A 23,044-nucleotide genomic window follows, 5' to 3' on the forward strand; every position below is an offset into this window, starting at 1 on the left:
CCGGCCGCGACTTCCACCAGCGTCCGCAACAGGGGATCAACGACTACTTCTGGATGAACCACGACGGCCAGGGCGCCGGGGTGAAGAACTTTGATATCGGCGGCGTGCAGTTCGACGTGGCGACGGTCTCGCAGGTGAAATCCTGTAGTCCGGAAGTGATGGCCGACGAGACCAACCCGTCGCGTATCACCTGTACCGGCAGCTCCGATACCGGCGACAACGGCCACTACGCGCTGACCACCAAAACCCACAACATCAAGGCCGGGCCGATCGACGTCGAGGTGTACGCCAACTACGGCTTTGACTCGAAGGCGGTGGACAGCGACGCGCGCCTCGAAGCCTGGCAGGGCGGCCTGGTGCTGAGCCACACCAACGACAGCGGGGTGAACAAGGTGATCCTGCGCTACTCCGACAACTCGGATAACAGCGTCTACAACAAAACCGACGACCTGACCACGGTCTACGCCAGCTTCGAGGGCAGCCATAAGTTCACCCAGCAGGCGCAGATCGAATACCTGCTGGCTTTCCATGACTACGACAACGGCAAGGACAACACCGACAACCGTAAAAACTACGGCGCCATCGTACGACCGATGTACTTCTGGAACGACGTGCACTCCACCTGGCTGGAAGCGGGCTACCAGCGCGTGGATTACGACCAGGGCGGGGATAACCACGGCTGGAAGCTGACGCTGTCGCAGAACATCGCCATCGGCATGGGGCCGGAGTTCCGTCCGATGCTGCGCTTCTACGTGACCGGCGGTCAGGTGGACAACGAGCATACCGCGAAGGTTAACGGCACCCAGGACCAGCAGCTGGATTCACTGAACGTCGGTGGAATGTTTGAGGCGTGGTTCTGATGCGATAGCGCTGTCGAAGGAGCGTTCCCGGCTGGCGCTACGCTTAGCCGGGCTACGACTGAGGAGGCCTGCGGGATACCACCCGTAGGCCCGGCAAGCGCAGCGCCGCCGGGCGGTCAGGCGCCGTACCCGCGGTAGTGCCGGCTGGCAAAAGGCGAGCGGCCTTAAGCGGGTGGATTCACCTTCACTTTGGTCGCCACCAGCAACCCGGTAAACAGCATTAATATTCCTGACAACACCAGCGGCGACAGCAGCCCTAAGTGGTCGAGCGCCACGCCGCCGACCGCGGCGCCGCAGGTGTTGGCCAGCTGGATCACCGCCACCTGAATCGACCCGGCTTTTTCCGCCTGATCGGAGAGCGAACGGGTGATCCACGTTGACCACCCCACCGGGATCAGCGCAAACGCGAAGCCCCAGATAATCGCCACCGTCGAGGCGACGATTTTGCTTTCTCCCCACAGCACCAGCGCCACCGCGCAGGCGGTCAGCACCAGCGGCGCGATCGCCAGCGCCGCTTTTACCGAGCGCTTGAGAAGCACCGAGGAGAGCGAGGTGCCGATAAAGCTGGCGATACCAAAGCTCAACAGCACCAGCGTCAGGCCGTCGACGTCAAAACCGGCGAGGGTCATGTAAACCGGGCGAATATAGGTAAAGAAGGCGAACTGCCCGGCAAAGGCCATGAAAATGGCGCACATCCCGGCCATCACCCCCGGACGCTTCAGCAGACCAAACATATTTTGCTGCTGAGAAGCCGATTCACCGGGCAGCGACGGCAGCGCTTTCAGCACCCAGAGCGTACACAGCACGCCCATCACCGCCGCGCCGTTAAAGACGTTGCGCCAGCCGATAAGCCCGCCAAGGAAACTGCCCAATGGGGCGGCGATCACCAGCGCGATTGATACCGCGCCGAAGATAATCGACAGCGCTTTCGGCACCACGCGCATCGGCACCAGCCGCATGGTCAGCGAGGCCGACATCGCCCAGAAACCGCCGAGCGCCAGGCCCAGACAGGCTCGTCCCAGCAGCAGCAGGGTGAAGCTATCGGCAAACGATACCAGCAGGCAGGAAAGGGTCAGCAGCAGCGAAAACAGGATCACCACGTAGCGGCGATCGGTTTTGCCAATGATGGAGGTGATAAACAGGCTGGAGAACATCGCTACGAATGCCGTCGTCGTCACCGACTGCCCGGCCATCCCTTCGGAGATGCCTAAATCCAGCGCCATCGGCGTCAGCAGACTGACCGGTAGAAATTCGACGGTAATCAGGCAGGCAACGCAGAAAGCAACCGCGAAAACCGCCGACCAGTTTGGTCGCGCCAGCTCGCGTGCATGGGGTTTGGCTTCATTTGAATGACTCATGAGTGACCTGCGAAGAAAGTGGCTGAAAGCCGCGCAGTGTAACATTTTGTTTGTGACGAATTTAACGTTTTCACAACTCTCATCGCTTTTCATAAGAGGATGCGTCGCTGTTCGCATGTTTAAAAAAACGATGCTTGCTATCGCTTTTACAAATCTCAGGAGAATTTAATATAGCACCATGTGCTATACTTTTAACGACAGGATGTCAGCAATGCGTATCTTTAAAACCAAATGGTTTGCCAGAGAGGCTAGCTCTCATGGCATTTCCGACAACGAGCTCTATCAGGCAATTCAATCTGCGCTTCAGGGCAAGGTGGTTGATTTAGGAGGGGGGGTTTATAAAAAGCGACTCAACAAGAATCGCGATCGCGCAATCATCCTTACCAAAAGCGCAGGGTATTGGTTTTATACCTTTCTATATGCCAAACAGGATATGGCCAATATCAACCATCGCGAATTAATGGGGTTTCGTGAGTTAGCAAAACACTATGCCAATCTCTCTGAAGAGAAAACGACGGCCTTAGTTAAAAGTAAAGAATTGGTGGAGATTTGCGATGACAGCAAAAAATAAATACAAAAGCCCGGCTTTCGAAGCGATCCATAGCGCTGCGTCGGGGCTATTCAGCGTTGGCGCAATCCCACAGGAAACAATGCGCCATTTTGATGAATCATGTCTCGGTAGCGTAGCCGCACTTCAACCCATTGAAATTAAAGCGCTACGTGAACAACTCAATGTTAGCCAACCCGTGTTCGCTCGTTATCTGAATACCAGTGTGTCTACCGTGCAAAAATGGGAGACTGGCGCTAAACAACCGAGCGGAATGTCATTAAAATTGCTTAGCGTCGTACAAAAACACGGCCTGAAAATCCTACTGTAGTTATTCTGCCGGATGGCGCTTACGCTTATCCGGCCTACAAGGAACGTAAGGGAGATATGGTTTTGAACCACAGGCCGGATAACAATGAGATCAGTGCAGCCAGTGCACGCCGTCTTCCGGGAGAAACAGGTCGTTATAGCGCTGCTGTAGGTTATGCAAATCGCTCACATCCGGGTCCAGCTCGCGCAGAAAACCTTGCGCCAGGCGGATCTGCGCGTCGGTAATTGGCGCCGCTAAACGCGCTTTTTGCATCAGGCGATACCAGTAATGCAGGTTTTTTTCGCTGGCGTCGACAATCGCGACCTGCCAGATGAGCAGCACCTGCGCGGCGTTCTGCAGATGCGCTTCATTCGGCCGCTCCAGGTAGCGCAAATACTCATTACCGGCGGTTTTTCCCAGCTGATCGATCATTGATTCCAGCGGAACAGGCGTAATGCCCAGGCGTTCGCTCAGGCGGCGGATCGCGCGGCGTGAATCAGAGGTAAGCACCCGAAATCCCACAACAAATACCACTACCAGGGTGGCCAGTCCTATCCAGATCATGCATCCTCTCATCCAATCGCGGCCTGACTATCATAATGGGAATTTGCCTGCTGTCGACTGTCGGACCTGGCATATTACGCAAGAAATAAAAAAGCCCGGCGCACTGGCCGGGCAAGGTTACCAAATACCTGTTGAATCAGGCAGTCTGCAAAATACGGTTCTTTTTCTCGCGGCGAATTTTACGCTCTTCGAAGATAGCCACGATGGCCATCAGGCAGATACAGCCGATGGCGGCGGCGTCCAGCGCCGCAAAGGTGCCGGCCCAGCCGGTCAGGCCGAAGACCGGCGTGCCGTCGGCGATCATCCCGAGACCCAGCTTGGCGAAGCTATCGCCAATCAGATAGGCGAAAGTGCCCTTGATCCCATCGGCGGCGCCGATCGCTTTTTTCGGCACAAAGCCGACAGCGGCGACGCCGATCAACAGCTGCGGACCAAACACCAGGAAGCCCAGCGCAAACAACGAGGCCAGATAGACGTACTGGTTGCTGGCATGTTGGTAAACCCCGAGGGTGGCGATAATCAGCGCCAGCGCGATGCAAGCCACCAGCGCGCGGCGGCCGTTGGCCAGATCCGACAACCAGCCCCACAGCAGCGTGCCGACCAGCGCGCCGACCTCAAACAGGGTAAAGCCCTGAATCGCCACCTCTTTAGACAGCTTCAGCTCCTGGAAGGCGTACACGGTGGACCACTGATCGATACCGATACGCACCACGTAGAGGAAGATGTTGGAGAAGCACAGCAGCCAGATCACTTTGTTTTTCAGCACGTACTCAACAAAGATCTGCCACTTGGTCATCGCATTTTCTTCGGTCTCTTTGTCCTCTTCGCTGATCGCTTCACCAAACAGCTCTTCCGCCGTGCCGAGGCCATAGGATTCCGGCGAGTCGCTACCGTAGCGCAGGCCAATAAAGCCGACGATCAGCGCAATAATCGACGGGAAGATAAACATGCCGATCACATGGCCGTCGAACAGATAGTTGGCGCCAAACAGCGCCACGCCCGCCGCGCCCGCGCCGCCGAGGTTGTGGGAGATATTCCAGAAGCCGAGGAAGGTGCCGCGTTTGCGTCTGGGCGTCCACTTGGTGATGGTGGAATAGCTGCACGAGCCGCCGGTGCTCTGGAAGAAGCCGCTCAGCGCATAGAAGGCGATCATCAGGAACAAGCTGGTGGAGCCCGCGCCCATGCTGGCGCTAAAGCCCAGCATACAGATGGCGGAGAGGATCAGCATAAACGGCAGGAACTGCTTGGTGTTTTTACCGTCGGCATAATAAGACACGAGCGTCTTGCCCACGCCGTAGGTGATGGAGAAGCCCAGGCCAATCATCCCCAGCTGCGTCATGCTCAACCCATAGGTGGAGATCATGTCATTCTGCGCGATGTTAAAGTTCTTGCGGATCAGGTACATGGTCAGGTAGCCAATGAAGACCACCAGATAGGACTGCATGAAAGGTTTGAACCACATTTTGCGCCGCACATCGAGCGGCAGATCCAGCGTCGGCTTGCGCACCTGATTCAGAAAGGCCAGCATGGGTATCTCCTGAGCTGATTTTTTATGCCTGCGTCATAACCAGGCATTGTAAAAACCAGCGCGCCGTCTGGCCTGAGACGGCGTCCAGGTGAAACCGGGAAAATTTCTTAGTTTTGCCCCGTTCGCGGCCAAAGGGTGAGCTACATCACGCTTCGCTGGCGGTACGCGGCGCCTGCGCGTTTAAAAACGGCAGCAGCAGCAGCGCGGAAATGCCGGCGGCAATCGCAATCACCACGAAGAATCCGGTCCAGTGCCAGATATCCATCACCTGCGCCAGCGGCCAGCCGGAAAGCGAGGCGCCAAGATAAGCGAACAGGCCGACAAACCCGGTCGCCGCCCCGGCGGCTTCTTTATGCGAACATTCCGCCGCCGCCATGCCGATCAGCATCTGCGGGCCGAAGACGAAGAACCCGGTGGTGAAGAAGCAAGCCGCCTGCATGACGTAGCTGGCAAACGGCATCAGCCACAGCCCGCCAACCGACAACAAAATTCCGGCGGCGAAAATCAGATTCATCGGCCCACGGTTGCCGTTAAACAGCTTATCCGAGCCCCAGCCCGCCACCAGCGCGCCGATAAAACCGCCCAGCTCAAACATGGTCACCGCCGAGTTAGCGGTCACCAGATCGACGCCGAGCGTCTCCGACATATACAGATTACCCCAGTCGTTAATCGCCGCCCGCACCACGTACACCAGCACATAGCACAGCGACAGCAGCCAGATATAGGGATTGGCCAGCACGTAGCGGGTCAGGATCGCTTTGCGCGTCAGCCCGGCCCCCTCCTGCTGCTGGGCGATTTCCAGCGCATCGTGACGCCAGTCGCCCACGGCGGGTAACCCCACCGCCTGCGGGCGATCGCGCAGCCGCCAGCACAGATACAGCCCGGCGAAGATCGCCAGACAGCCGGCAATCGTCATCCCTGCACGCCAGCCGTAGTGCAGCGCCGCCGCCCCCACCACCATCGGGATCAGCGCGCCGCCGACGTTATGCGCGGTATTCCATAGCGCCCACCAGCCGCCGCGTTCGGTCCGCGAATACCAGGCCGTCAGCAGCCGGGCGCAGACCGGAGAGCCCCAGCCCTGGAAGAAGGCATTCAACGCCCACAGCAGCGCAAAAGCCCACAGCGAGGTGGAAAAACCGAACAGAATATTCACCACCCCGGTAGCGATAAGCCCCAGGCCCATAAAATAGCGGGCGTCGGAGCGGTCGCTAACGATACCGGAGAAAAATTTCGACAGCCCGTACGTGATATAGAACAGCGTGGCCAGCAGGCCAATATCGCTACGAGTCAGCACATTGCTGGCAAGAATTTCAGGCACCGCGGCATTAAAGCTTTTGCGGGTGAAATAAAACAGCGCGTAGCCAAGCCAGATAGTGAGCAGAATATGTCGACGCCAGTAACGATAACGCTCGTCCAGCTCGCGTTTATCGCTAACTGGCGCGGCGTCCGGCGGCGCTTTTAAAAAGGCAAACATCGGCGCTCCTCTCAGGCGTAACGCAGCGGTAGATTGACGCACACGCGGGTACCGTGTGTGCAGGAGATAGTTAACGTACCGCCCAGCGCGGTCACACGTTCGCGCATGCCGGTCAGGCCGAACCCCTGCAGATTCGACCCCGGCGGCAGGCCGCAACCGTCATCTTCCAGCACCAGCATTAGTCGCTCATCCTGCTGCCAGCCCTGCAGGGTAACAGCGCTGGCGCTGGCGTGCTTGACGATATTATTCAGCCCCTCCTGGCAAACGCGAAACAGCGTCACACGCTGGTTCTCGCTCAGTCCCGCCTCGTTAATCCGCCAGTCGAGATGGCTGACAATGCCGCGGTCCTCCAGCTCCATCTCGCGCATCAACGAACGTACTGCCTGCTCCAGCGGCAGGTCGTCGAGCTGACGCGGACGCAGACGGCCTAGCAGTCTACGCACCGAGTCGTAAACTCCCAGCGACAGCTGTTCTATCAGCTGGCCGCTCTGGCGCACGCTGGCGTTATTCGGCGCCAGCCGTTGCACGATCCCCGCCTGGGTGCGAATTGCCGTGATAGTCTGGCCAATATCATCATGGAGCTCGCGCGCCACGTCGCGCCGCACGCTCTCTTCGGTCTCCAGCAGACGTTCCGCCAGCCGCCGATTTCGCGCCAGCTCGTTCTGTAGCGACAGGTTAAGCTCGCGCAATCGCTGGATCCCCGCCCCCAGCAGCAGCCCGGTGAGGCTCTGCGCCAGCAGCGAAAGCAATAGATCGACCGGGTGATCGTGCCAGGTCTGGCTGGCAATCAGCGCAATCGCGTTCATCAGGGTGGCGATCAGCGCCCCCTGCCAGCCGTAGTGCCAGGCGAGGGCAATAATCGGCAGCGCGAGGCAAAATGGGGTAAAGCGGGAGAGCTCGGCGGGCAGCCCAAGCTGCAGCCACAGGCTAATGGTGAATAACAGCAGGTACCAGATCAGATGCCGACCGCGCCAGTTAATCGGCTGCGAGACCAGCGCGGGCCCCAGTGGCCTCCAGACGGTACTGGTAAGATAGTGCCAGATAACCAGGCAGGTCGGCGCCAGCGTCAGACCGCCGGTCAACGTCAACAACAGCGCGGTCAGTCCCTCACTGCCTTCTTGCGCCAGCCACGGCAGCGATTGCAGCAGCGAGGCGGCGATCAGCGCCCCGCCCTGGCGCAACAATGTCAGCCAGTCTCGCTGCTGGCGATAGCGTGAAATCAATGCCACCGGCAGCAGAGTCATCAGACTTCCGGTCATCAAAATTATCGGGTGCGCCAGCGCCACCTCCTGCGCCAGCCAGAAGATAAGCAGCCACTCGGCGCCCAGCAGCACCGGCCAGTAGCCACGCGGGCATTGCAGCATCAGCCCTAAACGCAGGCCAAAGGGAAACAGCAACACCGCTAAATCCGCGCGTTCCACCAGATGCAGACTGATGCTCCACAGGCAGAACCAGGCGGCCGCGAAGATAAAGGCGCAGCCGATGACCGACAGCAATCGTGAGACGACAGCCTTCATTGCCAGCTATCGAACATGCGGCGCGCCAGCTCAACGTCGTTGCTGACGCCCAGTTTTTCCAGCAGGTTGGCGCGGTGAACGTGAACGGTTTTCGGCGACAGGCCGAGCTCGGCGGCAATCTCTTTCACCGCCATGCCCTGCGCCAGCTTTTCCGCCACCTGGCGTTCGCGTTTGGTGAGCGGATCCTGGCGCCCGGCGGCCAGCTTCATGGCGATATCCGGCGTGAGATAGCAACCACCCGCCGCCACCGTGCGGACCGCGGCAATCAGTTCATCCGGGCTGCAGCGTTTCGACAGGAAGCCGCGCGCGCCGGCGTTCAGCGCCTGCTCGATCAGCGCCGGGCTGTCGTGTACCGACAGCATGATGGTCGCCATCCCCTTCGGCAGCTGGCTGAGCAGCTCCAGCCCGGAAATATCCGGCATGGAGATATCGCAGATACAGACCTGTACGCCGCGCCCCGGTAGCCCCGTCAGCGCCTCGCGGCCGCTACCAAATTCAGCGACAACCTGAAAATCAGCTTCCAGCCCCAGCAGCTGAGCAAAGCCGGAGCGGACAATCAAATGATCGTCAATAAGGGCGATGGTAGTCATGGTGTTTCCTGGTGCCTGAAAGCGCCGGATGGCGGCGTAAACGCCTTATCCGGCCTACGGATCCACTCCCTGTAGGCCGGATAAGCGCAGCGCCATCCGGCAAAGGCGCTTACCTTAACCATAAGCACCTTACCGTTCAAGCCTTGCGCGATTTACTCGAAGAACACCGCAATTTTGTTAAACATGGTGGGATCGGACTGGTTGCGCGCCACTTTGGTGACATCTTCCAGCTTTTCAATCTGGCTAATCATCTGCCCCAATCGCTGGTCATCATTCACCAGCAGCCAGATACGGCTGTGTTCGCTGCCCTGAATTGGCAGACAGAGAATGCCTTCGACGTTAAACGCCCGACGGGCAAATAGCCCGCAAACGTGGGTCATGACGCCGGGATGGTTGCGGACGGTGAGTTCCAGAATGACGTTATCACATTGTTTTTGCATGGCTTATTCCCCCACCATTTCAGTATTGGCCGCACCCGGCGGTACCATCGGATACACTTTCTGCTGCGCGTCGATACGCACGTGGATCAACGCCGGACCTGGGCGGTCGATAATCGCCTGCAGCGCCGCCTGCGGATCGGCTTCGTTATTTAAATCACAGGTTTGCAGGCCAAAACCGGCGGCAATCTGCATAAAGTTAATCATCCCCGGATAGGTGGCGGCGAACACGCCCTGCTGATAGAACAGGCTCTGCTGCTGGTGCACCAGCCCCAGCGCTTCGTTGTTCAGCAGGATAATTTTGACATCCAGCTGATTTTCGGCGGCGGTGGCCATCTCCTGAATATTCATCATCAGGCTGCCGTCGCCGGAGAAGCAGATAACCTTGCGCTGCGGATTCGCCAGCGCCGCGCCGATGGCCGCCGGCAGGCCGAAGCCCATGGTGCCGAGGCCGCCGGAAGTCAGCCACTGGCGCGGACGGTTGAGCGGGTAGGCCTGCGCTGTCCACATCTGATGCTGACCCACATCGGTGGTGATGATCGCCTCATCGTCAACGCAGGCGGCCACGGCGTTAATCAGGCCGTAATGGGAGAGCGGGTCGCTTTCCTGCGGGATGGCGCAAGGGAATTCACGCTGCAAATCGGCCACCAGCTGGCGCCACTCATCGCGCGGCTGCGCCTCAATCTGCGGGATCAGCTGGGCTAAGACTTCCGCCACATCGCCCTGAATCGCGACGTGCGGTTGCTTAATTTTGCCAAGCTCAGAGCGGTCGATATCGACGTGAATAATCTTCGCGTTCGGGCAGAACTGCTCGGTCTTGCCAATCGCCCGGTCATCAAAACGGGCGCCTAAAACAATCAGTAAATCCGCTTCCTGCAAAATGAAGTTGGTGCTGCGCGCACCATGCATGCCCAGCATCCCCAGCGACAACGGATGCGCCTTCGGCAGCATCCCCAGCGCCATCAAGGTCATGGTGGTCGGCAGGTTGGCTTTTTCCGCCAGGTCCCGAATCGGCTGCGGCGCGTTAATCACCCCGCCGCCCAGATAGAGCACCGGCCGTTTCGCCGCGTTAATCATTGCCGCCGCCTCACGCACGCTTTCAGGCGTGAAGGCCGGTGCCGGGGCGCGCTCGCCCGGCTCTGGCAACGTTTCCAGCTCAATGGTCGCCGCCTGTACGTCCTTAGGAATGTCTATCCACACCGGCCCGGGACGCCCGGACTGGGCAATACGGAAGGCGTCGCTGATCACCTGCGGCAGCTCGGCGATGTCGCGCACCAGGTAGTTATGCTTGGTGATGGGGATAGAGATGCCGTAGGTGTCCACTTCCTGGAAAGCGTCGGTGCCGATCATGGAGGCCGGCACCTGGCCGGTGATGCAGACCAGCGGGATTGAATCGAGGCGGGCATCGGCGATCGCCGTAATCAGGTTGGTGGCGCCAGGGCCGCTACAGGCCATACAGACTGCGGGTTTGCCTTCGGTTCGCGCCATCCCCTGAGCGATAAAACCCGCGCCCTGCTCGTGGCGCGCCAGGATGTGGCGGATCTGCGTGCTTTGGCTTAAGGCATCGTAGATGGGCAGGATAGAACCGCCCGGGATGCCGCTGACCATAGTGATGCCCTGGCGTTCCAGTAAATGAACAACCAGCTGCGCGCCGGTAAAGCGCATTGTGTTTGATGTGGTGCCCGAACTTGCCATGCTCCAGTCCTTTTATTCTGGGCCGACTTTACCGGGGGGCTCGCCAACAAAAAACCCCGCTCGGTTTGCGCCGGCGGGGTTTGGAATTCGTGTTGTTCCGGACCCTACGGCGCGTTGCCGACGACGACCACCACAGACACGACGACCACCGCGGCTGGCGCGGTTTTTAGTAGGGTCGAAGCGATCAGGGTTGCGTTCATTAGGGACCTGTTGTGTCGAAAAATAAGCTGAATTTATACAAACACAGGTTTTGCGATTTCACAATGGATTTATTTTCATCCACGATAATTTGCGCGAAAGATCACAATTCGGCGCAAAAGGGCAGAAAACAAAAAACCCCGCCGGAGCGAGGTTTTTATCAGCATGGTTACAGGTGGTAGCCGCAAGCACACTGTATTACGTCAACGCCAAAAGTATACGCGATCGCTGCAGTTCGCGCAATTTAAGGTCGGTTTTTCTCTGTCATAGAGTATGGATGAGAGGGGCGTATTTGTCCAAAAAATACTGTTCATCCATACAGTATTTATCTATACTGGGTGTGTTCACTTTGTGCCATTCGGGGGCCGCAAGTTTGACCGGCGCAACGAAGTCCTGGCTGAAACGGGTGGTGCCGTCAGTGCCTTAACCCCGAGAGAGCACACTGTGTTACGTCAACAACGTGCAGTCACTGGCCCGCGCGGCAACGCGTGGTTCAGCGCTGCGCACCCCTGTCGTTGCAGGCGGCGGGCCGGGAAGCCGTTCATGGAAAGAACGAACTATCGGCCAGGGCAGACGCCGCCGGCGACAGACAGGGATAAGCTGGCAACGGGCAGCGGAAAGGTACGTCAGCTTATTGTGCTCCTTAACCACAGGAGACGCGCGTATGGGCGGAATGGATATTATTATTTTAATCCTGAAACTCATGGTTGCTGTGTTGCAACTACTTGATGCAGTCCTGAAACAGTTCCGCTGATTCAGGTTCAAGTCGCACCTGAGGGGGGCGGGAAACCGCCCCCCTGCAGGCGCCCGCCGGGCGTCCCGGGATGACTTGATGGAGGAAACTATGCCACCCCTGTTAATTGCCGCCACAACGCCGGACGATCCGGGGTTCGTTGCGCTGCGCACTGAAAGCCTTGAACAGCATTTCAACATGCTGCGCCGCCTGGCGGAAAACTGGCAGAGCGGCAAAAACCGCTTTAACGCGCCGGGCGAAACGCTGCTGGGCGCCTTCGTCAACCATCAGCTGGTAGGGGTATGCGGCATCAATAGCGATCCCTTCAGTCCGCAGCCGCGGGTCGGGCGCATTCGCCATCTCTACATTAGCGAACGTTACCGTCGCCGGGGGATCGGCCAGCAGCTTCTGGTCTCGGTCATTACCCACTCCAGCGCCTGGTTCGATTTTCTTAACACCCATGCCCCGGCGCAGGCCTGGCCCTTTTATGAAAGGCTTGGTTTTCGCCCGGTGTACGATGAACCGCGGGTGACACATCGCCTGTTTTGTTCGCTTTAACCCCCCCGCTGGCAGGCAGCGCGGGCGCGTGTTACATTCCGGTGACCTTCACTGTTGAACCTGTCTGCGATGACCCTCACCGTATTCTGCATTTTGCTGTTCGCCGCCCTGCTGCACGCCAGCTGGAACGCTATCGTCAAAGCCAGCGGCGATAAAATGTACGCGGCGATCGGCGTCAGCGGCTCGGCCGCGCTGATCGCCCTGGTGATGCTGCCCTTTGCCCCGCAGCCCGCGCTTGCCAGCGCCCCCTATCTGCTGGCGTCGTGCGCGTTACAGGTGGTGTATACGGTGCTGGTGGCGAAGACCTATCAGGTGTCGGATATGAGCCAGACCTACCCGCTGATGCGCGGCACCGCGCCGCTGCTGGTCGCGGCGATAAGCGTGCTGTTCCTAGGCGATCGTCTGTCGCCGCTGGCCTGGCTGGGCATCGGCGTTATCTGCCTGGCGATTCTGGCGATGGCCTTTCACGGCAGCGTTAGCTCCCGCAAAGGCATCGTGCTGGCGCTGATCAACGCCTGCTTTATCGCGGGATATACACTGGTGGACGGCACCGGCGTCCGGCTGGCGGGCTCGGCGCTAGGCTACACCCTGTGGACCTTTTTTATGAACGGTTTCTGCCTGCTGTGCTGGGCCATGGTGGCGCGACGGCGAGAGGCCAGTCGTTATTTACGTCAGCACTGGAAAAAGGGCATCCTCGGCGGTGTCGGCACCATGGGCTCCTACGGCCTGGCACTATGGGCGATGACCCAGGCCCCGCTGGCGGTGGTCGCCGCGCTACGTGAAACCTCCATTCTGTTCGGCGCGCTGATCGCCTTTATCGTTCTGAAAGAACAACTGATGCCGCTGCGCATCGTGGCCGCCTGCGGGATTGCCGCCGGGGCGATCCTCCTGCGCCTGGCGTAGCCTGAAATGGCAACATTAGTTGCCGAACCTGTTTACAAAATCTGCCTCGACTCCCCCCAGCAATCGGTACTTTGCAGTTGTTCTGTCATTTTTATATGGTAGATTCCTCCATCGTTTACGGGGTGTGCCAGTCACATATTCTTCACTTCTAATTACTCGCAAAGTATTCATCGACATGAAACGGCATAAGAACTTCAATTTGTTGTTGATGCTGGTACTGCTGGTGGCCGTCGGCCAGATGGCGCAGACCATTTATATTCCGGCTATTGCCGACATGGCGGTCGCGCTGAACGTCCGCGAAGGGGCGGTACAAAGCGTGATGGCGGCCTATCTGCTGACCTACGGTATTTCACAGCTGTTCTACGGCCCGCTCTCCGACCGCGTGGGCCGCCGTCCGGTGATCCTCGTCGGGATGTCGATTTTTATGCTGGCGACGCTGGTAGCTATTACCACCCATAGCCTGCCGGTGCTGATCGCCGCCAGCGCCATGCAGGGGATGGGTACGGGGGTCGGCGGCGTGATGGCGCGCACCCTGCCCCGCGACCTGTACGAAGGCGCGCAGCTGCGTCATGCCAATAGCCTGTTAAATATGGGTATTCTGGTCAGCCCGCTGATTGCGCCGCTGCTCGGCGGCATCCTCGACACCCTGTGGAGCTGGCGCGCCTGCTACGCCTTCTTGCTGGTGCTGTGCGCGGGCGTGACCTTCAGCATGGCGAAGTGGATGCCGGAAACGCGCCCGGAAGGGGCGCCACGCACCAAACTCCTGACCAGCTACAAAACGCTGTTCGGTACCGGGGCGTTTAACTGCTATCTGCTGATGCTGATCGGCGGCCTGGCCGGGATTGCGGTGTTCGAAGCCTGTTCCGGGGTGCTGATGGGCGCGGTGCTCGGCCTGAGCAGCATGGCGGTGAGTATTCTGTTTATTCTGCCGATCCCGGCGGCGTTCTTCGGCGCGTGGTTTGCCGGCCGGCCGAACAAGCGTTTCCCGACGCTGATGTGGCAGTCGGTGATCTGCTGCCTGCTGGCAGGTTTGATGATGTGGATCCCTGGGCTGCTGGGCATCATGACCGTCTGGACCCTGCTGGTGCCGGCGGCGCTGTTCTTCTTCGGCGCCGGGATGTTATTCCCGCTGGCCACCAGCGGCGCGATGGAGCCGTTCCCGTTTCTCGCCGGTACCGCCGGGGCCCTGGTGGGCGGCTTGCAGAATATCGGCTCCGGCGTGCTGGCCTGGCTGTCGGCGATGATGCCGCAAACCGGTCAGGGCAGCCTCGGCCTGCTGATGATGCTGATGGGCCTGTTGATTCTGCTGTGCTGGCTGCCGCTGGCCTCGCGCTTCACCCACCATCAGCAGCCGGTATAAGCGCGGCGTTCGTTCCCCGGATGGCGGCTGACGCCTTATCCGGGCTACCGGACTGTAGGCCCGCGCAAGCGCAGCGCCGCCGGGCGATTATCAGGCACCGAGCCGTTGCTCACCTCTTTTCAGGTCAGGCTATGCAGCCACTCGATAAAGGCGTCGATTTTCGGCCACTGACGGCCCGGCAGGGTCGTCACGTAATAATGCTGATGGCATTTCAGCGTCATGTCGCCAAAAGGCGCAATCAGCTCGCCGCTCTCCAGCCGCTTCTGCACCAGCCGTTTACGCCCCATCGCTACCCCCACATGATTCATCGCCGCAATCACCGCTAAATCAGAACGATCGAAGCCAATGCCCGACGATTGCGGCAATTCAATTCCAAATTGCTGTGCCCAACTGAACCATTCATCGGTGCCGGAATCATTGCTCCATGCCTGGCGATCGTGAAGCAGCGTACAGTGGCGCAGATTGGCAGGATTTGACGTTAACTGCAGCTGGCGGGCGTAATTCGGCGTACATACCGGCACGATCGCCTCATCCATCAGAAAATGATGGCTCAGCTGCGACGACGGCGCATCATCAAAATAGATTGCCAGATCGATACCCGCCCGCTGCAGGTTGACGTTATCGTTGCCGGTCAGCACAGTCAGCGAGATGGCCGGGTAGCGGTGAGTGAAATCCCCCAGCGCCGGCACCAGCCAGCATTGGGCTATCGACGGGCGCGAATAGACCGTCAGGCTGCCAGAGAGCTCCTGGTTTTTGATGTCCAGAATCTCCTGATTGAGGCCATCCAGCGACGACTTCAGCGCCCAGTAAACGCGCTTCCCTTCTCGCGTCAGCTCCACTTTGCGGTGCGAGCGGACAAAGAGCTGGATCCCCAGCTCCTCTTCCAGCTGATTAATCCGGTGACTGACGGCGCTTGGGGTGAGCGCAAGCTCGTCTGCGGCCAGGGCGAACGACTCGTGCCGCGCCGCCACCTCAAACGTCGACAGCCTGGAGAGTTGCCAGCCGTTGAGCAACCGGGTACCTAAGGTTTTGAGTACATCCATTATGCGCTCCTGGCAAAAAAGGGGATCTGGATGATAAAAAAATAACGCCAGAACTTCCGCTAAAGGATGAATTAATTTGACCCATAGCATATTCATAGGTCGCTTTTAGAGCTAAATCACCTTTTTGATTCAATTTGGCTCACCTGAAAGGCCATTTATATCGTTTGTCAGCCCATGCCGAGTTTCTGTTCAATAACCACACGTTACTTACGGCGAGGTGGGGTATGGAATCGCAAATCTGGGTTGTGAGCACGCTGCTGATTAGCATCGTGTTAATCGTCTTAACGATCGTCAAACTGAAGTTTCATCCGTTTCTGGCGCTGCTGCTGGCGAGCTTTTTCGTCGGGGCGATGATGGGGATGGGTCCGCTGGAGATGGTCAACGCCATTGAGAGCGGCATCGGCGGCACGCTGGGCTTCCTGGCGGCGGTGATCGGTCTCGGTACCATCCTCGGCAAGATGATGGAAGTCTCCGGCGCGGCGGAGCGCATCGGCCTGACGCTGCAGCGCTGCCGCTGGCTGTCGGCGGACGTGATTATGGTGCTGGTCGGCCTGATCTGCGGTATTACCCTGTTTGTCGAAGTCGGCGTGGTGCTGCTGATCCCGCTGGCGTTCTCCATCGCTAAAAAAACCAATACCTCGCTGCTGAAGCTGGCTATTCCGCTGTGTACGGCCCTGATGGCGGTGCATTGCGTGGTGCCGCCGCATCCGGCTGCGCTGTTCGTGGCGAATAAACTGGGCGCCGATATCGGGACGGTTATCGTCTATGGCCTGCTGGTCGGTCTGCTCGCCTCGCTGGTCGGCGGCCCGCTGTTCCTCAGGCTGCTCGGCAACCGCCTGCCGTTTAAATCGGTGCCAGCCGAGTTTTCCAACCTCGACGTTCGCGAAGAATCGACGCTGCCCTCGCTCGGCGCTACGCTATTTACCGTGTTGTTACCGATTGGGCTGATGCTGGTGAAAACCGTCGCTGAACTGAATATGGCGCAAGGCGGCACGCTGTATACAGTGCTGGAATTTATCGGCAACCCCATCACCGCGATGTTTATTGCCGTCTTTGTCGCTTATTACATTCTCGGTATTCGTCGGCAGATGGGGATGGGCGTCCTGCTGACTCATACTGAAAACGGCTTTGGGTCGATCGCCAACATTCTGCTGATTATCGGCGCCGGCGGCGCGTTCAACGCGGTTTTGAAATCCAGCGGCCTGGCCGATAGCCTGGCGGTGATCCTCTCGAATCTGCATATGCATCCGATTTTGCTGGCCTGGCTGGTGGCGCTTATCCTGCACGCCGCCGTCGGCTCCGCTACCGTGGCGATGATGGGCGCTACCGCCATCGTTGCGCCGATGCTGCCGCTTTATCCTGGCGTAAGCCCGGAGATCATCGCCATTGCCATCGGTTCCGGCGCCATTGGCTGCACGATCGTCACCGATTCCCTGTTCTGGCTGGTAAAACAGTACTGCGGCGCCAGCCTCAGCGAAACGTTCAAGTACTACACGACAGCGACATTTATCGCGTCACTACTTGCACTCGCCGCCACCTTCCTGCTTTCTTTCATCATCTAAGCGAACGAGACGTAATATGAAAAACGCTGACCTGACCACCTTAACCGCAACCTTCCCGCTTGTGCAGGATCTGATCGCCCTGAAAGAAACCACCTGGTTTAACCCGGCCACCACCACCCTGGCGCAAGGGTTACCTTACGTCGGTCTGACCGCCGACGATGTGCAAGACGCCCATGCCCGCCTTCAGCGCTTCGCGCCCTATCTGGCGGAAGCTTTCCCGGAAACGGCCGCCAGCGGCGGGATTATCGAATCGGAAGTGGTTGCCATTCCGGCAATGAAACGCAGCCTTGAGCAAAAGTTCGGCCAGCCGATTAGCGGCGATCTGCTGCTGAAAAAAGACAGCCACCTGCCGATTTCGGGTTCCATTAAGGCGCGTGGCGGGATTTATGAAGTGCTGACCCATGCGGAAAAGCTGGCGCTGGAGGCCGGACTGCTCACCACCGCAGATGATTATCGCAAATTGCTGACGCCGGAATTTAAACAGTTCTTCAGCCAGTACAGCATCGCTGTCGGCTCCACCGGCAACCTCGGGATGTCGATCGGCATCATGAGCGCGCGCATCGGCTTTAAGGTTACGGTACATATGTCGGCGGATGCCCGGGCGTGGAAAAAAGCCAAACTGCGCAGCCACGGCGTGACGGTCGTTGAGTACGAAGAGGACTACGGCGTCGCCGTCGAACAGGGGCGCAAGGCAGCGGAATCCGACCCGAACTGCTTTTTCATTGATGATGAAAACTCGCGCACGCTGTTCCTCGGCTATGCCGTAGCCGGCGAGCGCCTGAAGGCGCAGTTTGCCAAAGCAGGGCGCGTGGTCGATGCCGATCACCCGCTGTTCGTCTACCTGCCGTGCGGCGTTGGCGGCGGCCCCGGCGGCGTGGCATTCGGCCTGAAGCTGGCCTTCGGCGACCACGTTCACTGCCTGTTCGCCGAACCGACCCACTCGCCCTGCATGCTGCTCGGTGTCTATACCGGGCTCCACGACCAGATAGCGGTGCAGGATTTAGGCATTGATAACCTGACCGCCGCCGACGGTCTGGCAGTCGGCCGGGCGTCCGGGTTCGTTGGCCGGGCGATGGAGCGCCTGCTCGACGGGCTGTATACCCTTGATGATCAGACGATGTACGACATGCTGGGCTGGCTGGCGACAGCGGAAAACATTCGCCTTGAACCGTCCGCGCTGGCCGGAATGGCCGGGCCGCAGCGGGTCTGCGCCAGCCAGGCGTACCATCAGCTGCAGGGGCTGAGTGAGCAACAGCTGCAGCAGGCCACCCACCTGGTGTGGGCCACCGGCGGCGGTATGGTGCCGGAAGAGGAGATGGCGCAGTATCTTGCGAAGGGGCGCTAATCTTCAGCGCAGCAGCGGCATCAGCGCCTCTGGCGGCCGCTGCTGTCGGCGCAGGTCCCGCATCACTCGCATATAGGGCCCGCTAAGATCGTAGAACTGCCGGTAACCCGCGCACAGCGGGTCTTCCTGTTCGCCGCAGCGGCACAGGCGCAGCCATGGGCAGCCGTAGCAGGTGCTGTTGGCCGCTGGCGCGCCTGGCTGGGTCAACGTCTCGCCGCACCAGGCGCTCAGCGTCTCACTAAACAGCAAAATATTGATGCGCCCAATATCTTCCCGCACCCAGCGGTGAAAGACAGCACAGAGAAACTCCCCCCAGAGCGCGGCGTCGCCGGCCGCCAGCTGCGGAATAAAATGGATAGCGGTGAGCCCCTGTTGACGCAGTTGTGCATAGAACGCCTGCGGCTGATGGCAATGATGCGCCTCCACCACGACAGCCTGAAAGGGTGTGTCATGTTGCTGGCCGGGGGCATGAGTGAGAGGCAAATTCGCCGGACATCCTGTCATGACATATCCCTAATGAATGAAACGATCGGTTGAAGGTGAGTAACAGCAAACAGGAATGCCAGAGAAAGTACTGCGAGTGCGATCAAAAATTTGTCACGAACCGCCCGCGGCTGTAAAAAATCGCTATCGTCGACGTCCATCAGATGACGACGGCGGGTATAGCCCCAGAGGATCACCGCCACTATCGCCAACACGCCGATCGACAGCCAGAACGGCAGGCCGGCGCGGTGCCAGCTGTGTTTAATCGCCAGCGCCATCAGCGCGCCATAGCCCAACAGAGTGCGAAACCAGGCCAGAGAGGTGCGCTCTGGCTGTAGTCCCGGATCGCCTTCCCGCCGCGCCCGGCGTTTATCCGCCATACACCACCAGCAGCATCACCGCGGCCACCACCGCCAACAGCAGGATGCTAATCACCAGCAGCGTGCGGGTATAGGGAAGGTCCTGTTTCAGACGCATCGCTTTCTCGTTATTCAGCCAGCGCAGATAGCCATAGATGGCCATGCCGCCGGCAAAGAGACACAGCAGCAGGGCAAGAATTTCACGGATCAGCGGCGTGGCAAAGTCCGGCGCTAACTGGTCAAGGCCGACGCCGGCGGCGAGAAAACCGAGCGCCGTGCGGATCCACGCCAGAAAGGTGCGTTCGTTAGCCAGCGAAAAGCGGTAATCCGGCGCTTCGCCGAGGCGGGAGATTTTCATTACAGTTCCTTGTTCATTGCGCTGCAGGCTTCAGCATAGCGTAAATCAGGAACCGGGGAGAAGAACCGGCGCCCCGCGGGCGCCGGTCAAACAGCGGGGATTAATGCAGCTCAGGCCAGTAATCTTTGTTGGCCGCAATCAGGTCGTCGAGGATCGCTTTCGCCACCGAGGCGCTCGGTACGGTTTTCGACAGGGTAATCGCCTGCCACAGCTTGTGGTAAGAGCGCTGTTCCCAGGCATCGACCACCAGTTTTTCCACTGCTACCTGCTGGCTCATCATCCCTTTCTGGAAGTGCGGGATGTCGCCAACCGTCAGCGGTTCCGGTCCGTTGTGACCCACCAGACAAGGGATCTCCACCATCGCGTCAGCGTCAAAGTTATGGATCGCGCCGTTGTTTGGCACAATCAGCAGCATCCTTTCCTGCGTGTTAAAGGCGATGGCCGTCGCCAGATCGACGATATACGACGCATGCTCGTCAATCTCCAGATCGCCAGCGGTGGATTTCCCGGCGGCAATAATCGCCCGGCAGGCGCTGAAGACGTTTTTCTCCCGATGATCCATCACCTCATTGGCGCGAGTACGCTCCGGGTTGGAGTGAGCCACCACGTAGTCCGGGAACAGGTAATATTTCAGGTAGGTGTTCGGCATGGTCTGCGGATCCAGCGCCTGCACGTCTTTCGCTTTAGCAAAGGTATCGTTCCAGCTGGCCTCGGTGTGCGGATCGTTAGAGGGCGGCACATAGCCATATTTCGCCACATATTCACGCAGTTTCGGCATCAAATCGTTGCCGTCGAGGTCCTCAATCGATGTCCACCAGCCGAAGTGATTGAGGCCGTAGTAGCGCACGCGCATCTGTTTGCGATCTTTGAGGCCGACAATCTGCGCCATCCGCCCTTCAATGCCGATCGGCATATCGCAGATATTGAGGATTTTGGCGTTCGGCCGCAGACGTCGGGTGGCTTCCGCCACAATCGCCGCCGGGTTGGAGTAGTTAAGCATCCAGGCGTTCGGCGAATATTTTTCCATATAATCCACCAGCTCCAGCACGCCGCCGATAGAGCGCATACCGTAGGCGATCCCCCCCGGACCGCAGGTCTCCTGGCCCAGCACGCCGTGGCGCAGCGGGATTTTCTCATCCTGTTCACGCATCGGATATTTACCGACGCGGATATGCGCCATGACGAAATCAACATCGGTAAACGCCGCCTGCGGATCGGTGGTATAGCTGAACTCAATCTCCGGCGCCTGCTCTTTGAGGATCACTTTGCACGCCTCGGCGATGGTCTCCTGACGCGCGCCGTCGTTGTCGTAAAATTTCAGCGACCGCAGCGGAAAACGATCCTGGTTTGCCAGCAGCATCAGAACAATGCCCGGGGTGAAGGTGCTGCCGCCGCCTGCGATAACAACTGAGAATTTTTTCATGATACTGCCTCCGTCATGGTGGTATGTTCGGTCGAAAGAGAATCTTTCATCAGGTTTTCCAGCTGGTCGCGCACCTGTGGAACGTGCAGGCCGACGATGACCTGAATCCCGTTGCCGCGGCGTACTACCCCGTGGGCGCCCAGCGCTTTAAAGACGTCGTCACTTTGCGTTTTCGCCATATCGACCAGCGCGATGCGCAGTCGGGTAGCGCAGTTGTTGATGCTTTCAATGTTGTCGGCGCCGCCGAGGGCCTGCAGGAAGCCAGCGGCCTGACCCAGCCGGGTCTCTGGCGCGGCGGCGGCCGTGGTTTTACCTCGCGCCGCCTGGTAATCGGCCTTGCTGTAGAGCTTGATTTCGCTCTCTTCCCGGCCAGGCGTCTTCAGGTTCAGACGCAGGATCAGGGTGCGGAAGACCACGAAGTAGAGGGCGGTGAAACAGAGGCCGATGCCTATCTGAATGAACATCATCGAGGCGTGGTGATGGAACATCGGGATCCAGTTTTGCGGCAAGAACTGGTCGAGCAGACCGCCGCCGAAATTGCCTACCACGCCGCAGATGTACATCACCGTCGCCATGGTCGCCGCCAGCACCGCGTGAACGGCGAACAGCAGCGGCGAGATGAACAGGAAGGTGAACTCCAGCGGTTCGGTGATCCCGACCAGCATCGCGGTCAGGGTGGCGGGGATCAGCAGGCCGGCGACCTTGACGCGATTTTCCGGCGCGGCAGTGAAGTAGAGCGCCAGCGCAATCCCCACCGAACCAAACACTTTCGAGTTACCGTGCAGAGCAAAGCCGCCCTCCGGGAACAACGTCTTCAGCGGTTCCGTACTCTGACTGAACGCCTGCAGATGCTCCGCCCAGTAGACCTGCAGACCGCCCTCCACCACCGCCGGGCCAAAGATGAACGGGCCATAGACGAAGTGGTGCAGGCCGGTGGGGATCAGAATGCGCTCAAGGAAGATGTAGACCCACACCCCAAGCGCCCCGGCTGAGCGCAGGAAGGCCTGCAGCGATTCAATGCCCAGCTGAACCTTTGGCCAGCCGAGCAGGGTCAACCAGGCACAGGGGATCATCGCGAGGAAAGCGACAATGACCACAAACGATGATCCCTGAAAGATGCCGAGGAACACCGGCAGGGGTTTATCGAAATAGCGATTGTGCAGGGCCGTCACCAGACCGGAGATGACGATGGCGCCGATAATGCTGGTGTCGAGGGTTTTGATCCCGGCAATCATCGTCAGGCCGCTGCCTGCCGTGGGTTCAACGGAAAAGTCGACGCCGAAGAAGTGGCCCCAGGTCATCCCCATGGCGTTAATAAAGTAGTTCCAGGTGAGAAAACTCACCAGCACCGCCAGACAGGCCCGGCCCTGGGCCTGTTTCGCCAGGCCGATCGGCAGACCGACGGCGAAAATCAGCGGCATATTACGAAAGACGGTCCAGCCGCCCTCTTCAATGATGTGAACGATCTGGGCAAACAGGCTGTCGGGTGCGGTCAGCGCTTCGCCGACGAACATCGGGTTGCGCAGCATGATGGCGATACCGACCACGATTCCGGCAAAAGGAAACAACAAAACCGGAGTAAACATGGCGCCGCCAAAGCGTTGTATTTGACTGAGCATTTGAAAATCCTCATGTAACAACTCGTAGGGTGAGTGGCCTTCTTTTTCTTGATTACCGGCCTGACTCGAGAATAGAAATTTGCCCGTCCGACAACATGTCGCGCCGTTGCGATTCGTGATCCCATTCATGGTTTTAATTTGGCCAAAGTTGTCTACTTCAATAACCAAAGTTAGACATCGATAAGTCAAACAGTGGAATTAACGAAATGAATGAGTATTA

25 protein-coding genes and 1 pseudogene are annotated in these 23,044 nt (G+C 59.0%); 10 read left to right on the forward strand and 16 right to left on the reverse strand.

Annotation, left to right across the window (positions count from 1 at the left end; translation table 11 throughout):
* The coding region (locus CW267_RS08685) for a carbohydrate porin (RefSeq protein WP_165451084.1) at positions 1-860 on the forward strand (860 nt) is incomplete at its 5' end.
* Between the two features lie 164 nt (positions 861-1,024).
* Here the strand turns inward: CW267_RS08685 and nepI are convergent.
* Complete coding sequence (gene nepI, locus CW267_RS08690; RefSeq protein ID WP_049138705.1) at positions 1,025-2,218, reverse strand: purine ribonucleoside efflux pump NepI; 1,194 nt, start codon at positions 2,216-2,218, stop codon at positions 1,025-1,027.
* A 211-nt stretch (positions 2,219-2,429) separates the two neighbouring features.
* Here nepI and CW267_RS08695 point away from each other — a divergent pair, with 211 nt between their 5' ends.
* Both CW267_RS08695 and CW267_RS08700 read left to right on the forward strand, forming a co-directional pair.
* The gene (locus tag CW267_RS08695) at positions 2,430-2,789 is read left to right on the forward strand and encodes a type II toxin-antitoxin system RelE/ParE family toxin (protein ID WP_022065005.1); all 360 of its coding nucleotides are present in this window, start codon (positions 2,430-2,432) and stop codon (positions 2,787-2,789) included.
* A complete protein-coding gene (locus CW267_RS08700; RefSeq protein ID WP_071583287.1) occupies positions 2,773-3,096 on the forward strand; it encodes a helix-turn-helix domain-containing protein in 324 nt (107 codons plus the stop codon). Before CW267_RS08695 ends, CW267_RS08700 begins: the two co-directional genes overlap by 17 nt.
* A 90-nt stretch (positions 3,097-3,186) precedes the next feature.
* Here the strand turns inward: CW267_RS08700 and CW267_RS08705 are convergent, their stop codons facing one another.
* The 8 genes from CW267_RS08705 to ivbL form a co-directional block, all read right to left on the reverse strand.
* Entirely contained in the window at positions 3,187-3,639 is a 453-nt protein-coding gene (locus tag CW267_RS08705; RefSeq protein WP_004901545.1) for a DUF1198 family protein, read from the reverse strand.
* Between the two features lie 136 nt (positions 3,640-3,775).
* Entirely contained in the window at positions 3,776-5,167 is a 1,392-nt protein-coding gene (uhpT, locus tag CW267_RS08710) for a hexose-6-phosphate:phosphate antiporter (protein ID WP_004202242.1), read from the reverse strand.
* Positions 5,168-5,312: 145 nt separating this feature from the next.
* On the reverse strand, positions 5,313-6,641 hold the full coding sequence (locus CW267_RS08715; protein WP_100781517.1) for an MFS transporter: 1,329 nt from the start codon (positions 6,639-6,641) through the stop codon (positions 5,313-5,315).
* An 11-nt stretch (positions 6,642-6,652) separates the two neighbouring features.
* A complete protein-coding gene (gene uhpB, locus CW267_RS08720) occupies positions 6,653-8,137 on the reverse strand; it encodes a signal transduction histidine-protein kinase/phosphatase UhpB (protein WP_165787426.1) in 1,485 nt (494 codons plus the stop codon).
* 17 nt (positions 8,138-8,154) lie between these two features.
* A complete protein-coding gene (gene uhpA, locus CW267_RS08725) occupies positions 8,155-8,748 on the reverse strand; it encodes a transcriptional regulator UhpA (RefSeq protein ID WP_002923282.1) in 594 nt (197 codons plus the stop codon).
* Between the two features lie 152 nt (positions 8,749-8,900).
* Positions 8,901-9,188: an acetolactate synthase small subunit gene (gene ilvN / locus CW267_RS08730; protein ID WP_002923283.1), complete on the reverse strand. Its 288-nt coding sequence runs from the start codon at positions 9,186-9,188 to the stop codon at positions 8,901-8,903.
* 3 nt (positions 9,189-9,191) lie between these two features.
* On the reverse strand, positions 9,192-10,880 hold the full coding sequence (gene ilvB / locus CW267_RS08735) for an acetolactate synthase large subunit (RefSeq protein WP_012540267.1): 1,689 nt from the start codon (positions 10,878-10,880) through the stop codon (positions 9,192-9,194).
* 104 nt (positions 10,881-10,984) lie between these two features.
* Positions 10,985-11,080, reverse strand: coding sequence for an ilvB operon leader peptide IvbL (ivbL, locus tag CW267_RS08740; protein WP_002923286.1), 96 nt, complete (start codon positions 11,078-11,080; stop codon positions 10,985-10,987).
* A 12-nt stretch (positions 11,081-11,092) separates the two neighbouring features.
* Here ivbL and CW267_RS30445 point away from each other — a divergent pair, with 12 nt between their 5' ends.
* The 5 genes from CW267_RS30445 to emrD all read left to right on the forward strand — a co-directional run bounded on the left by CW267_RS30445 (position 11,093) and on the right by emrD (position 14,632).
* Positions 11,093-11,260, forward strand: a complete 168-nt coding sequence (locus CW267_RS30445; RefSeq protein ID WP_162493225.1) for a hypothetical protein — start codon at positions 11,093-11,095, stop codon at positions 11,258-11,260.
* A gap of 452 nt (positions 11,261-11,712) precedes the next feature.
* On the forward strand, positions 11,713-11,832 hold the full coding sequence (gene tisB / locus CW267_RS08745) for a type I toxin-antitoxin system toxin TisB (protein WP_004145059.1): 120 nt from the start codon (positions 11,713-11,715) through the stop codon (positions 11,830-11,832).
* A gap of 90 nt (positions 11,833-11,922) precedes the next feature.
* Positions 11,923-12,369 carry a GNAT family N-acetyltransferase gene (locus tag CW267_RS08750; protein WP_012540266.1) on the forward strand — a complete coding sequence of 149 codons (447 nt, stop codon included), beginning with the start codon at positions 11,923-11,925 and terminating at the stop codon, positions 12,367-12,369.
* A 69-nt stretch (positions 12,370-12,438) separates the two neighbouring features.
* Entirely contained in the window at positions 12,439-13,272 is an 834-nt protein-coding gene (locus CW267_RS08755) for a DMT family transporter (protein WP_012967016.1), read from the forward strand.
* Positions 13,273-13,447: 175 nt separating this feature from the next.
* A complete protein-coding gene (emrD, locus tag CW267_RS08760; RefSeq protein WP_012540264.1) occupies positions 13,448-14,632 on the forward strand; it encodes a multidrug efflux MFS transporter EmrD in 1,185 nt (394 codons plus the stop codon).
* A gap of 119 nt (positions 14,633-14,751) precedes the next feature.
* Here emrD and dsdC read toward each other — a convergent pair whose 3' ends face one another.
* Positions 14,752-15,675 (reverse strand): DNA-binding transcriptional regulator DsdC, encoded by a 924-nt coding sequence (gene dsdC, locus CW267_RS08765; protein WP_032736576.1) that lies wholly within the window; start codon positions 15,673-15,675, stop codon positions 14,752-14,754.
* A 13-nt stretch (positions 15,676-15,688) separates the two neighbouring features.
* Positions 15,689-15,808 (reverse strand): annotated as a pseudogene (locus CW267_RS30450) (hypothetical protein); the annotation flags it as partial.
* A gap of 91 nt (positions 15,809-15,899) precedes the next feature.
* Between CW267_RS30450 and dsdX the strand changes: the two are divergent.
* Complete coding sequence (gene dsdX, locus CW267_RS08775; RefSeq protein ID WP_032736577.1) at positions 15,900-17,237, forward strand: D-serine transporter DsdX; 1,338 nt, start codon at positions 15,900-15,902, stop codon at positions 17,235-17,237.
* 16 nt (positions 17,238-17,253) lie between these two features.
* Positions 17,254-18,582 carry a D-serine ammonia-lyase gene (dsdA, locus tag CW267_RS08780; protein ID WP_100781515.1) on the forward strand — a complete coding sequence of 443 codons (1,329 nt, stop codon included), beginning with the start codon at positions 17,254-17,256 and terminating at the stop codon, positions 18,580-18,582.
* Between the two features lie 3 nt (positions 18,583-18,585).
* Here dsdA and CW267_RS08785 read toward each other — a convergent pair whose 3' ends face one another.
* The 5 genes from CW267_RS08785 to CW267_RS08805 all read right to left on the reverse strand — a co-directional run bounded on the left by CW267_RS08785 (position 18,586) and on the right by CW267_RS08805 (position 22,824).
* Complete coding sequence (locus CW267_RS08785; RefSeq protein ID WP_032430009.1) at positions 18,586-19,008, reverse strand: hypothetical protein; 423 nt, start codon at positions 19,006-19,008, stop codon at positions 18,586-18,588.
* Positions 19,009-19,082: 74 nt separating this feature from the next.
* Complete coding sequence (locus CW267_RS08790) at positions 19,083-19,445, reverse strand: DUF202 domain-containing protein (protein WP_032736579.1); 363 nt, start codon at positions 19,443-19,445, stop codon at positions 19,083-19,085.
* Complete coding sequence (locus tag CW267_RS08795) at positions 19,435-19,782, reverse strand: YidH family protein (RefSeq protein WP_002923305.1); 348 nt, start codon at positions 19,780-19,782, stop codon at positions 19,435-19,437. The genes CW267_RS08790 and CW267_RS08795 overlap by 11 nt, the downstream gene beginning before the upstream one ends.
* A 100-nt stretch (positions 19,783-19,882) precedes the next feature.
* Positions 19,883-21,205, reverse strand: a complete 1,323-nt coding sequence (locus tag CW267_RS08800; protein ID WP_008806754.1) for a 6-phospho-alpha-glucosidase — start codon at positions 21,203-21,205, stop codon at positions 19,883-19,885.
* Positions 21,202-22,824 (reverse strand): alpha-glucoside-specific PTS transporter subunit IIBC, encoded by a 1,623-nt coding sequence (locus CW267_RS08805; protein WP_008806753.1) that lies wholly within the window; start codon positions 22,822-22,824, stop codon positions 21,202-21,204. Before CW267_RS08805 ends, CW267_RS08800 begins: the two co-directional genes overlap by 4 nt.
* Positions 22,825-23,044 lie beyond the last annotated feature (220 nt).

Origin of the sequence: Klebsiella sp. X1-16S-Nf21 (assembly GCF_002837615.1) — a bacterium.
Classification (GTDB): Bacteria; Pseudomonadota; Gammaproteobacteria; order Enterobacterales; family Enterobacteriaceae; genus Klebsiella; species Klebsiella variicola.